At 42.4% G+C, this 12,526-nt stretch carries 10 protein-coding genes; 7 read left to right on the forward strand and 3 right to left on the reverse strand.

What is annotated here, in order from left to right; translation table 11 throughout:
• The first annotated feature begins 95 nt into the window (after positions 1 to 95).
• From bamA to JMX91_RS03640, 5 genes are all read left to right on the forward strand, one after another.
• On the forward strand, positions 96 to 2,513 hold the full coding sequence (bamA, locus tag JMX91_RS03620; protein ID WP_201547702.1) for an outer membrane protein assembly factor BamA: 2,418 nt from the start codon (positions 96 to 98) through the stop codon (positions 2,511 to 2,513).
• 146 nt (positions 2,514 to 2,659) lie between these two features.
• Positions 2,660 to 3,676 (forward strand): UDP-3-O-(3-hydroxymyristoyl)glucosamine N-acyltransferase, encoded by a 1,017-nt coding sequence (gene lpxD / locus JMX91_RS03625; RefSeq protein WP_201547703.1) that lies wholly within the window; start codon positions 2,660 to 2,662, stop codon positions 3,674 to 3,676.
• A gap of 52 nt (positions 3,677 to 3,728) precedes the next feature.
• On the forward strand, positions 3,729 to 4,265 hold the full coding sequence (fabZ, locus tag JMX91_RS03630) for a 3-hydroxyacyl-ACP dehydratase FabZ (protein ID WP_201547704.1): 537 nt from the start codon (positions 3,729 to 3,731) through the stop codon (positions 4,263 to 4,265).
• A 173-nt stretch (positions 4,266 to 4,438) separates the two neighbouring features.
• Positions 4,439 to 5,218, forward strand: coding sequence for an acyl-ACP--UDP-N-acetylglucosamine O-acyltransferase (gene lpxA / locus JMX91_RS03635; RefSeq protein WP_101206170.1), 780 nt, complete (start codon positions 4,439 to 4,441; stop codon positions 5,216 to 5,218).
• Between the two features lie 297 nt (positions 5,219 to 5,515).
• A complete protein-coding gene (locus tag JMX91_RS03640) occupies positions 5,516 to 6,868 on the forward strand; it encodes a sodium-dependent transporter (RefSeq protein WP_102094408.1) in 1,353 nt (450 codons plus the stop codon).
• A 141-nt stretch (positions 6,869 to 7,009) separates the two neighbouring features.
• On the opposite strand, the gene tgt is transcribed toward JMX91_RS03640, so the two are convergent.
• Positions 7,010 to 8,161: a tRNA guanosine(34) transglycosylase Tgt gene (tgt, locus tag JMX91_RS03645; protein WP_201547705.1), complete on the reverse strand. Its 1,152-nt coding sequence runs from the start codon at positions 8,159 to 8,161 to the stop codon at positions 7,010 to 7,012.
• A gap of 420 nt (positions 8,162 to 8,581) precedes the next feature.
• Between tgt and JMX91_RS03650 the strand changes: the two genes are divergently transcribed.
• Positions 8,582 to 9,175 (forward strand): SOUL family heme-binding protein, encoded by a 594-nt coding sequence (locus JMX91_RS03650; RefSeq protein WP_265089153.1) that lies wholly within the window; start codon positions 8,582 to 8,584, stop codon positions 9,173 to 9,175.
• Between the two features lie 63 nt (positions 9,176 to 9,238).
• Here JMX91_RS03650 and asd read toward each other — a convergent pair whose 3' ends face one another.
• Positions 9,239 to 10,372 carry an aspartate-semialdehyde dehydrogenase gene (gene asd / locus JMX91_RS03655; RefSeq protein WP_201547707.1) on the reverse strand — a complete coding sequence of 378 codons (1,134 nt, stop codon included), beginning with the start codon at positions 10,370 to 10,372 and terminating at the stop codon, positions 9,239 to 9,241.
• Positions 10,373 to 10,811: 439 nt separating this feature from the next.
• Between asd and JMX91_RS03660 the strand changes: the two genes are divergently transcribed.
• Entirely contained in the window at positions 10,812 to 11,942 is a 1,131-nt protein-coding gene (locus JMX91_RS03660) for an endonuclease/exonuclease/phosphatase family protein (RefSeq protein WP_201547708.1), read from the forward strand.
• A gap of 469 nt (positions 11,943 to 12,411) precedes the next feature.
• On the opposite strand, the gene JMX91_RS03665 is transcribed toward JMX91_RS03660, so the two are convergent.
• A partial coding sequence (locus JMX91_RS03665) for a transposase (RefSeq protein WP_201547709.1) occupies positions 12,412 to 12,526 on the reverse strand: 115 nt, incomplete at its 5' end.

Below are 12,526 nucleotides of genomic sequence, written 5' to 3' on the forward strand. Positions count from 1 at the left end.
ACCCTTGCATGGGTTTATAACCTTGTGTGCACGGGTTAGACAATACGTGCCTTTTAACTTAACTTAAGCAATTTTTTTATTGACGGATAGTGTTTATGCGTACGCCTTTAATTATGAGCGCGGCTGGGTTGCCGTTAGTTGTAGCGATGATGAGTATGCCAGTACAGGCTGCAGAATTTGTAGTAACTGACATCAGTTTTAATGGCTTACAACGCCTAACCCCTGATAGCCTCTATCCGGTCTTACCTGTTACGGTAGGCGATACGGTGAATGATAGTAGCTTAGCTGCCAGTATTAAGGCGCTATATGCAACTGAGAACTTTGCTGATATTCAAAGCCGTGTCGAAGGTGGCAAACTAAGGTTTGACGTCATTGAGCGTCCAACGATCGCTGAAGTTACCTTTGAAGGTAACAAGCTCATTCCAAAGGAAGGGCTGGAGCAGGGACTGAAGAATGCTGGCCTTTCTGCTGGTGACGTGCTCAAGCAGTCTACTTTGCAGGGCGTGGCCAATGAGCTACAACAGCAATATATTAGCCAAGGTTACTACAATAGTAATATCGAAGTAGATCAAACGGTCCTTGATGGTAACCGTGTAAAACTTGACGTGCGCTTCGTAGAAGGCAAGCCTGCTAAAGTTGTCGATATCAATATCATTGGTAATAAGCACTTTAGTGATGAGGAAATTAAAGACGTTTTCGCGGTAAAAGAATCTTCATGGACGCGTCTATTATCTAAATCTGATCGTTACGCTCAAGAAAAACTGGCTGCCAGTTTAGAGAGCTTAAAGGCGCTATATCAGAACGATGGTTATGTGCGTTTTTCAGTTGATAATGCCGTATTGAACATCAGCGAAGATAAAAGTAGTGTGTTTATCGAAGTCAGCCTAAGCGAAGGCGAGCAATACCAGTTTGGCGAAGTGAACTTTTTAGGTAAACCTACCTTTGAGAACAGTGAGCTAAAAGAGCTGGTTAGCTTTGCACCTAATGAGAAATACTCGCAAGCAAAACTAGACGAAACCACTGCTTCTCTTAAAAGACGCTATGGTAACGAAGGCTACTACTTAGCCCAAATCAGACCAGTACCACGTATCAATGACGATACGAAAATGGTCGATGTCGATTACTATATCGACCCTGCACGTCCTATCTACGTTCGCCGTATCAACTTTACGGGTAATATCAAAACGCAAGACGAAGTATTACGTCGTGAGATGCGTCAGTTAGAAGGTACGCTGTCGTCCAATGACAAAATTCAGCTGTCCCGCACACGTTTGATGCGTACAGGCTTCTTTAAAAATGTCACTGTCGACGTTAAGCCAGTACCGAATCAGCCGGATCAAGTCGATGTGAACTATGTGGTTGAAGAGCAGCCTTCTGGTAGCTCAACGATTGCAGCCGGTTACTCACAAAGTGGCGGTGTGACTTTCCAATTGGATTTGACCCAAAACAATTTTATGGGTACCGGTAACCGTGTCAAGGCTGCACTTTCTCGCTCAGAAACACGTGACTCTTATAGCCTGGGTTATACCGATCCGTACTTTACAGAAAACGGCGTTTCTCAAGGTATCAGCGGTTATTATCGCAAAACCAAATATGATGACGACAACGTTAGTAACTATGTGACCGATTCATATGGTGCGACGTTGAACTATAGTTATCCTATTGATGAAACCAAACGCCTGAGTGCTGGCCTAAATGTAGACAACACAAAGGTTCGTGGTGGTCGTTACCTAGGTATATCTAATGTTCAAGAAATTCTAGACGAAGGCGGTACAAAAACGCCGGAAGTCGAGACTGATGGGGTTGCTAGCTTCAAGAATGACTATCAGACTTACAACCTATTGTTTGGTTGGGACTACAGCACCCTAGACCGTCCAGTATTCCCTACCAAAGGGATGAGCCATGCGATTGATGCAACTATCGGCCTTGGCGATGCTAACTATCAAAAGCTAACTTATAGCGGCAATATATATTACCCTATTTATAAAGACGTGATCGCGCGTGGTTATACTAAGCTTGGTTATGGTAATGATTTACCGTTCTATGAGAACTTCTATGCTGGTGGTTATGGCTCAGTACGTGGCTATGAATCATCTACTCTAGGACCTAAATCACAAGTTTATCTTGATGCAGTCAATGACTCAAATAATCAAACCTTCACTGCAGAAGAAGTGGGTGGTAACGCATTGGCAACGTTTGGTGCTGAATTGATTCTACCAATGCCATTTAAAGGTGATTGGGCAGATCAGGTACGTCCAGTATTGTTTGCTGAAGGTGGTCAGGTCTTTGACACCTCTGATAAAGAAGATCGTACTTTTATCAATCCTAGCAATGGGGAAGATACAGAGATTCCGTTATTAACCCAAGATAATGACTTCCGCTACAGTGCGGGTGCTGGTATTACTTGGTATACACCAATTGGTCCAATCTCACTTAGCTATGCGGTACCATTTGGTGACAAAGAAGGCGATGAGACTGAAAAAGTCCAGTTCCAGATTGGTAATACATTCTAAATTAATGACATCATTCTCATCTATTTGAGCAGTTTCAAAGATTGTCTCAAATAGACGGAAATATCATTAGAGCTTAGTAGGTCGTCAAAACGCATTGTTATTTTGGCGACCGTTTCATTTATAACCATATTTTATTAATAGTCATTATGATAACGATTGAGCAACTCATTACTCGAATTGAGCAGCGTCAGCCTATTATTAATAAGGCTGAGATTGATACTGAGCAATTGTGTCAACCATTCAGTAGCGTCGGTAGTTTGACGACGGCCAGTCAGCAGCAGTTAAGCTTTTTGGCAGATCCTCACTACATCTCTAGCTTGGCTAGCAGTGACGCAGGCGCGGTGTTGGTGACGGAAGCATATCGTGACCAAGTGCCTACCTCAGCGATAGCGCTAGTCGTCTCAAATCCATATTTGGCTTATGCCAGTGCCAGTCAGCTGTTTGCACGTCATTCTTTATCTAACGGGATTCATCCTAGTGCTGTGATTGCAGATAGTGCTGTTATTGGCGAGCAAGTCAATATCGGCCCTTTTTGCGTGATTGGTGACAATGTACAAATAGGGGCGCGTAGCTCACTCGATGCTCATGTTGTGGTTGAAGCTAATACCAGTATCGGTACCGACTGTGTGATTAAGTCGCAAGTCGTTGTCGGGCCTGAGAGTGTCATTGGCAGTCACGTTAGATTGCATGCAGGGGTAAGCATCGGATCTGAAGGGTTTGGTTTTGCTCCTACTAAAGATCCTAGTAACACAGGTTGGGAGCGTATAGCCCAGTTAGGCCGCGTCATTATTGGTGATTATGTGCGAGTTGGTAGCCAGACGTGTATCGATCGTGGTGCTATCGATGATACCGTTATTGGTAATCACGTGATTATTGATAATTTGGTACAAGTTGCCCATAACGTCCGTATCGGTGACGGTACTGCTATTGCTGCTCAAACTGGCATTGCGGGTAGTACTACGATAGGGAAGCGCTGTATAATAGGCGGCGCTGTCGGTATCACAGGTCATATTGAGATTACAGACGATGTCGTTTTGTCTGGTATGACCATGGTAACCAAATCCATTAAAACCGCTGGTTCATATTCATCTGGTACTGCTGCAATGCCGACTGCTAATTGGCGACGTGCTGCTGTACGTTTTCGTCAGCTAGGCAATAACTAATGCAAACACAAACAAATAATAAATATTCAAAACACAGCAAGGAAGCGTCATTATGAGCAATAACAATATAGATATCCCAACTGATAAAGACGTTAAAAGCTTGGCTGAGCAAGGTCTTACGCTACCATTGACGTATCATACGATTAAGCATTATTTACCGCATCGTTATCCTTTTATGCTGGTAGATCGTATTGTAGCTTGTACGCCAGGTGAGTGTATTACTGGTATCAAAAACGTGACTATTAATGAAGAGTTTTTTAATGGGCATTTTCCTGACGAGCCAATCATGCCAGGGGTATTGATGGTAGAGGCAATGGCACAGGTTTCAGGCATACTTGGGTTCATTACCGCAGGTCTGACTTCAGAAGACGGTTACCTCTATCTATTTGCAGGTGTGGATAAAGTCCGTTTTAAACGCCGTGTGATTCCTGGTGATCAGCTTATCATTCGCGCAAAAACTGTGATGCAAAGACATGGTATCTATAAGTTTGATTGTACTGTCCATGTCGAAGATGAATTGGCGGCTAGTGCGCAAATTATGATTGCACGTCAAGAGCAGCAAAAACCTGCTAACGTGAAGGGTGCTTAAGTTTTTAATAAGCCATACTGTACAAAGAGCAATATTGAAACCGCTCACTACCACTGCAATAAATAGCTACATGTAAATTCAACAACATAACTGGTATTAGCTTCGTTAGTAACACTGAAATAGCGATACTTTTTTATTATTTACTCGCATCAAATGATACAAGGGCCCATCTTATGAGTCAGATTCATCCTACAGCACTCATCTCACCGTCCGCGCAGATTGACGAGACTGCTATCATCGGGCCCTATTGTATCGTTGGTGATGAAGTATCAATTGGTGCGCATACGGTTTTGCATAGACATGTCGTTGTGACTAAACTGACTCGTATTGGCCAACACAATGAGTTTTATCAATTTGCGAGTATTGGTGAAGATCCTCAAGACTTGAAATATGCAGGTGAGCGCACTTGGCTTGAAATCGGCGATCACAATACGATTCGTGAAGCCTGTAGCTTACACCGTGGTACAGCGCAAGACGGCGAGCTGACTAAAATCGGCAGTCATAATCTACTGATGGTAAACACCCATGTCGCACATGATTGTGTCATTGGCGATCATAACGTACTGGCTAACAATGTCGGTGTAGCGGGGCATGTGACTATTGGCGACCATACCATCATCGGTGGTAACTCAGGCATACATCAGTTTTGTACAGTAGATGACTATAGCTTGATTGGCGGAGCAAGCCTCATTCTAAAAGATGTGGCTGCATTTACGATGGTATCTGGCAATCCAGCAAAGGCTCATGGACTCAATATCGAAGGCATGCGCCGTAAAGGTTGGTCAAAAGAAACCATTAATGTATTGCGTCAAGCGTACCGTACGATTTTCAGATCAGGTTTGACCACTGTACAAGCGTTGGAAGTCTTACATAATGAGCTATTAGCTAAAGAGCCAAAAATTCAGCTACTTATTGATTCATTACAAAATAGCAGCCGCGGTGTTGTACGCTAAAGAAAGCATAACTCGATTTGAGTTTGATACTTTTAATCAGTTAAATTCTTATGGAATGAAGGCGAATTAGATAAAAGCCATAACTATTTGTTATGGCTTTTTATATTTATGAGCACTTGACTTTTTTGGTCGCTTAGCAGAAACTGAGCGTTTACGATATTGTAATCAATTCTTTCTTAATGTTGCTGGGCGTTTCACATCGAAGCGTTTACTAAATAGCTCAATGGTAAGGCCGACTATTTATGTTGATCAAGGAAGATTATCAGTAACGTTAATTGAAGCACGAGGACGGAAAAAATGGCTATCAATAAACAAGAACATGCCCAATGGAGCTCAAGCTTTGGCTTCGTATTGGCAGCAGTAGGCTCAGCAGTTGGTCTAGGAAACATATGGAAATTTCCATACATGGTTGGCGAAAGCGGTGGTTCAGCTTTCGTTATTGCCTATTTGTTCTGTATCGCGCTGGTCGGTTTTCCGATATTAGTTGCTGAATGGTTAATTGGTCGACGTGGTCAAAAAAACCCAGTCAATACTTTTTCAGACGTAGCAGCGACTGAAGGTAAGTCACGTAGCTGGGGCATCGTTGGTGCTACTGGTATTTTAGGTGGCTTCTTAATTCTATCGTTCTATAGTGTGATCGGTGGTTGGGCGCTTAACTATATTACTAAAGTTGCAACAGGTAGCTTTGCTGGTCAAGACAGTGATTCTGTTGCTGCAACCTTTGATGCTATGCTTGCATCAGCTGGTACATTGACGATCTGGCATACGGTATTTATGATTTTAACCGCTGTCATCGTTGGTATTGGTGTGACAAGTGGTATCGAAAAAACAGCTAAGATTTTAATGCCATTATTGGGTGTGATTCTATTCGTTATCGTCGGTTATAACGTGATGAACGGTGGATTTGGTGAAGCAGTTGCTTACCTATTTACACCAGATCTTAGCAAACTAACGGCTGATGTTATGCTTGCAGCATTAGGTCATGCATTCTTCACACTATCAATTGGTATGGGTATAATGGTTGCTTATGGTTCGTATTTGGGCCGTGAAGTAAACTTACTAAAAACAGCACGTACCGTTGTTATTTTAGATACGGTTATTGCGTTGGCTGCTGGTCTTGCCATCTTCCCAATCATCTTTAGCAATGGTCTAGATCCTGCATCAGGTCCTGGTCTTATCTTTGTAAGTTTACCAATTGCTTTCGGTAGCATGGGTGCGGGCACTATCATTGGCGCATTGTTCTTCTTGCTTATTACCTTTGCCGCTATCACCTCATCTATCTCGTTACTTGAGCCAACCGTTGAGTTATTAGAAGAGCGTACGTCGATGAGTCGTACTGTATCGACTATCGTGGCAAGTACAGTAATCTGGTTGTTAGGTATTGCAGCACTGCTATCGTTCAACCTATGGTCTGACTTTACTATCATGGGTAATGGTATCTTTGATGCATTAGATAAGCTTACTAGTAAGTTCCTATTGCCTCTAACAGGTCTGGCTGCAATTGTATTTGTTGGTTGGAAAATGGATCAACGTAACATTCAGCAAGAGCTTGGTTTATCTAATGGTACATGGCAGCTGTGGCAAATCGTTGCGAAATTCATCGCGCCAATCGCTGTTATTGTAGTATTTGTGACGTCATTGATGGGATAGTAGTCAAAATAGACTCTACTTAAATCATTAAGTGATAATCATTGAGTGATAAAAGCAGCACAGAAAAAGGGCTTAAGATTATTCTTAAGCCCTTTTTTATTTCAACAGATATCATTATACGTTCGTGAATATTAAACAGGATTAACGCAAGTTTAACTCAGGAACCGTTTGACCGCGTTTGGCATAAAACTCGCTGACAAACTCATCAAATTTATCTTGCTCGATAGCATCTCTAATACCTTGCATCAAACGTTGGTAATAGCGTAAATTATGAATAGTCGCTAACTGAGCACCTAGCATCTCTTTGCACTTGTTAAGATGGTACAGATAAGCACGGCTAAAGTTTTGGCAAGTATAGCAGTCACATTCAGGATCTAATGGGCCTTCATCATTGCGATATTGGCTATTACGAATACGTACCACACCAGCATTGTCTGAATCGCCCGTCACAAAGTAATGACCATTACGCGCGTTACGCGTTGGCATCACACAGTCGAACATATCTACACCGCGGCGTACACCTTCAACTAAATCCTCAGGCTTACCAACACCCATAAGATAGCGCGGCTTATCTGCTGGCATATCATCAGGCAGGTAGTCTAGGACGTCTATCATCTCTTCTTTAGGCTCGCCAACTGATAGACCGCCAATAGCATAACCATCGAAGCCAATCTCTAACAGGCCTTCAAGTGATTGCTGACGCAAATCAGGATACATGCTGCCTTGTACAATACCGAATAATGCGTTGGTACTGCCCAGTCTGTTGTGCTCATCGATACAGCGCTGTCCCCAACGTAACGATAGCTCTAACGACTTTTTCGCTTCATCATGAGTGGCTGGATAAGGCGTACACTCATCGAACTGCATGACGATGTCTGAGTTCAAGCTGTACTGAATTTGCATGGATTTTTCTGGTGAGAGAAATACCTTTGCGCCATCGATAGGAGATTTAAAATTTACGCCTTCTTCGGTAATTTTACGCATTGCGCCGAGGCTGAATACTTGGAAACCGCCTGAATCGGTCAAGATAGGCTTGTCCCAATGCATAAACTTATGTAAGCCACCAAATTTATCAATGACTTCAGTACCCGGACGTAACCAGAGATGGAAGGTATTGCCCAAAATAATATCAGCACCAATGGCTTCGATATCACGTGGCAGCATGCCTTTGACCGTACCATAAGTACCAACAGGCATAAAAGCAGGCGTTTGCACGTCGCCATGATTGAGATGAACCGTACCACGGCGTGCACGCGTTGCACCGCTGGCCGTTTTATGTAAGACAAATTGCATATGATAACCGCTATTTAAGCTATGAAAATGACGCTAATTATAGCATTGTTAGCGGTTTTTTGGACATATAGTCAGAGAATCACTGAACTACTACGGCGTTACTCTCCCTAAATATACTACTTGTACAATTTTTAGTTGGCTACCTTGTACCTGTTTTAGCGTTCTCTAACTATAAATACTAGGTGTTATCGATATACGCGCAATATACACTTTGGTCAATATTGATTTACCATAACCAAAAAACACAGATAGCACGCCAAAAGACACAGACAGTGCTAGAGGTCTATTGATACAGTAGAAGTTATACAGGTGAGGTAGTAATCATTGCCACACCATGCTTTTAGATGCTGGAGACATGATATGAAAAAGACAGGTTATTTATTATTAATGGGCGGATTATTGTTGATATCAGGAGGGGCTATGGCTACCGAAGAGCCGAAATATACGGTGTTGACCCAAGTAGATGACTTTGAGCTGCGTCGCTATGATGAGCAGCTAGTAGCGCAAACGTGGGTGAGTGGTGACCAAGACTCAGCAAGTCGTGAAGGATTTAAGATCTTAGCGGACTATATTTTTGGTAATAACACAGCACCAAGTGGAGACAGTAGTAAAATCAGTATGACGGCACCTGTTACGATGCAAGCTGATAATAAAAAAAGTGATAATGAGTCACAGAAAATTGCCATGACATCACCAGTCAGTATGCAACAAGACGATGGTAAGTGGCGCGTACAATTTACGATGCCTAGTAAATATACAATACAGACACTGCCTAAGCCAAACAATCCAAACGTTGAGATTGTAGAAGTGCCTGCACAGACGTACGGTGTGATTAAGTTCTCTTGGCTAGCAGGAGAAGATAAAGTAGCGGAAAAAACCGAAGCGTTGCAAACATGGATGCAAGACCAAAATTTGACGCCTACAGGCGAGCCTGTATTGGCCCGTTATAATCCACCTTGGACGCTACCATTCTTACGTCGCAATGAGGTGATAATTGCTTATCAACCTAAGTAATAACAATCCATAAAAAAAGACAGCAATCGCTGTCTTTTTTGTGCTTAATTTAAGGTATCTGAGTTAGACGTTTTGCTCACGAATGATATTAAGCATACGACGTAATGGTTCTGCTGCACCCCATAACAACTGATCACCAACGGTAAATGCACCTAGATATTCAGGGCCCATATTAAGCTTACGCAAGCGACCTAGAGCAACAGTCAAGGTGCCAGTCACGGCTACTGGCGTTAGGCGATTCATAGTAGCTTCTTTGTCATCTTCGACCAAGTCCAACCACTCGTTGCCACTGTTTTTAAGTGCAGCTTCGATTTCTTCTAGCGGAATGTCTTTTTTCAGTTTGATCGTTAAACCTTGCGCATGACAACGCATGGCACCGACGCGTACACACATGCCATCGATAGGAATCGTACTGGCTTCATCATTACCTAAGATCTTATTGGTCTCGACGCCGCCTTTCCATTCCTCTTTTGACTGTTTGTTTTCTAGCTGTGCGTCGATATAAGGAATCAAGCTACCTGCCAGTGGTACACCGAAGTATTGTGTAGGGAAGTCTGCTGAACGCTGAGTTTGAGCGATTTTTTTATCAATCTCAAGAATAGCGCTAGCAGGGTCAGCCAATTCGTCTTGAACGGCATCACGTAACACACCCATGCCACTAATTAACTCGCGCATGTTGTTTGCGCCAGAACCACTAGCAGCTTGATATGTCATGGCGCTGACCCATTCGACCCAACCTTTATTAAACAGCTCACCGATAGCCATCAACATCAATGATACGGTACAGTTACCACCGATAAAGTCTTTTTTGCCATTGGCTAGGGCACTATCAATAACGTTACGGTTGACTGGATCAAGAATGATGATGCTGTCATCTTTCATTCGCAGCGTACTTGCCGCATCAACCCAATAGCCGTTCCAACCACTATCACGCAATGGTTGATGGACTTTTGACGTATAGTCACCACCTTGGCAAGTAATCACGACATCACAAGCAGCAAGTGCGTCAATATCATGAGCGTCTTTTAGTTGGCCGGTTTCAATACCATCGAATTTTGGTGCATCGCCACCAGCATTACTGGTAGAAAAAAACACGGGTGTAATACCGTTGAAGTCATTTTCTTCCTGCATACGTTGTATTAATACTGACCCTACCATACCGCGCCAGCCTACCAAACCTACTGTTAAATCACTCATGAAGTTCAATCCTATTTACAATTATTTGTTGCATCGTCAACCGATAACAATGCCGTGAATGGCGCGAAAAAGCAAGGCGTTTTGGCTATTATTTGGCCGTTTTCCATACACTATTAACTATGTCGACTATAACTTTAAGTTATTACTATTGATGAGATGCTCGGCTATCTTGCGACCTCAAAAATATAGTGTTTAATAAATCACGCATTACATTGAATGAGCCAATATTGTAACGTTTTATGATAGTTGTCGCATAATTGAGACTCACATGTAGGCGAGAATCTTCTGAAGTGCTAAAGTAAGTCTCAAACACAATGATTCGACGTTAGTTATTTGAGGTCAGGTGAGTTAAAACCACGATATTTCTTATCAAATAAAAGCTTGACCAATATACATCATCAGCTCTATCAACATATCAATCAACGGTTAGTACCTACTTATGGATCTCTCACTATTATATTACGGCTCACAAGGTCTAGCAGGATTCATCGCCTTTGTCACAATCTGGGGTTGGTTACCGCTAGATAACTGGTGGGTGCGCGGTGTTGAGTTTCCACGCATCCAAATAATGGTGCTTGGTATCATCGCTTGGGTCGGCATGATAGTGTTTTTCTCAGAGTGGGAATTAGGGCAGTGGATATTGTTTGTTGTGTTGAGCGGTACGTTAGCATTTCAGCTGAGAATGGTATTGCCATATACTAAGCTATGGAAAAAAGAAGTTCAGAAAGCAAAAGACAAGCCAGAAGGGCAAGCGCATCAACTAAAAATCATGGTATCAAACGTATTGACGCCCAACGATGAAACGCAAAAGCTGGTTAATTTGGTTAAGCAAAAGCAGCCAGATATCTTAATTACATTAGAGAGTGACAAGAAATGGGAGCAAGCCTTACACCAAGTCGAGTCTGACTATCCCTACACCGTGAAAGTGCCACTAGATAATTTATATGGTATGCACTTGTATTCTAAGCTTGAGCTGATTGATCCTGAAATTAAGTATTTGATGATAGATGATATACCGTCTATTCATACACAGTTGCGTTTGCAAGGAGGCCGCGTCGTTTGGTTATATTGCTTGCATCCCATGCCGCCTAGCCCAACTGAAGCTGATAAGTCCACCACGCGTGACGCTGAGCTGCTCATGGTGGGTAAACATATAAAGGAAAACGACCAAACGGCGATACTGGCAGGTGATCTTAATGATGTCGCATGGTCAAAAACCACACGTCGTTTCCAACGTATCTCAGGACTACTAGATCCTCGTATTGGTCGACATTTTATTAATACCTTCCATGTTAAATATCCATTTCTGCGTTGGGCTTTAGATCATATCTTCCATAGTGCCTGCTTTACAGTGGTTGATATTCAGCGTATGCCATCCGTAGGATCTGATCACTTTCCTGTGATGACTACCTTGCAATATGAGCCAGAAGAAGCAAGCAAGCAAGAAGGCAATGCGCCTACGGCACAAGCAGAAGATATCCAAGAAACTGACAACAAAATCGAAGAAGGCAAGAAAGAAGGCGAAAAAGTGTCAGAAGAGCACAGACAAGAGCAGCGCAGTTTTGGTTGATAAAAGAGGCTGTTTATTAACGGTAATGCATAAAAGTGATGTAAGCATATGCTTACGCAAAATAGAGTCTTTAGCTTCTATCGGCACCAAATTCATTGGCCTATAATACATCCATCAACACAAGGATACGCATGGATGTAGTGTTGAGACAGTACCAATAAAAGTACAGGTCAGCCCGCTGTCTTATATAATACTGTTAAATGACTTAGGATGAGTCAGCACGGAAGAGAGATAATAACAATAACACGAAGTATTGAAACCCTGAACCAATCGCCCTAGGTTCGGGGTTTTTCTTTGTGTGGATTTTGGTTTAATAAAGTTTAAAATGCTTAACTCCGATATTTTTTTAAAGCTTCCAGTTAAATATCTAACTGCGCAAAACAAAGAAGGGTATATGCAATAGCATATACCCTTCTTTGTTTAAATCGATTCAGTACTTTCGCTAACTTAATACTACTAGGGCGTGTCATCAATTAAGCCAAATGACACAAGAAACCAGATAAATAGCACTCAAGAAATGACGGGCTAACTTATCATAGCGAGTAGCAATCGCACGATACTGCTTAATCTTGGCAAAGAAGTTC

The sequence above is a fragment of the Psychrobacter sp. Pi2-1 genome (assembly GCF_904846645.1).
In the GTDB taxonomy this organism is placed as follows: domain Bacteria; phylum Pseudomonadota; class Gammaproteobacteria; order Pseudomonadales; family Moraxellaceae; genus Psychrobacter.

Coding starts and splice junctions, on each gene's coding strand:
- asd (WP_201547707.1), bottom strand. CDS start 10,372: ATGAGTGATTTAACAGTAGGTTTGGTAGGCTGGCGCGGTATGGTAGGG.
- fabZ (WP_201547704.1), top strand. CDS start 3,729: ATGAGCAATAACAATATAGATATCCCAACTGATAAAGACGTTAAAAGC.
- JMX91_RS03660 (WP_201547708.1), top strand. CDS start 10,812: ATGGATCTCTCACTATTATATTACGGCTCACAAGGTCTAGCAGGATTC.
- lpxA (WP_101206170.1), top strand. CDS start 4,439: ATGAGTCAGATTCATCCTACAGCACTCATCTCACCGTCCGCGCAGATT.
- lpxD (WP_201547703.1), top strand. CDS start 2,660: ATGATAACGATTGAGCAACTCATTACTCGAATTGAGCAGCGTCAGCCT.
- bamA (WP_201547702.1), top strand. CDS start 96: ATGCGTACGCCTTTAATTATGAGCGCGGCTGGGTTGCCGTTAGTTGTA.
- JMX91_RS03650 (WP_265089153.1), top strand. CDS start 8,582: ATGGCTACCGAAGAGCCGAAATATACGGTGTTGACCCAAGTAGATGAC.
- tgt (WP_201547705.1), bottom strand. CDS start 8,161: ATGCAATTTGTCTTACATAAAACGGCCAGCGGTGCAACGCGTGCACGC.
- JMX91_RS03640 (WP_102094408.1), top strand. CDS start 5,516: ATGGCTATCAATAAACAAGAACATGCCCAATGGAGCTCAAGCTTTGGC.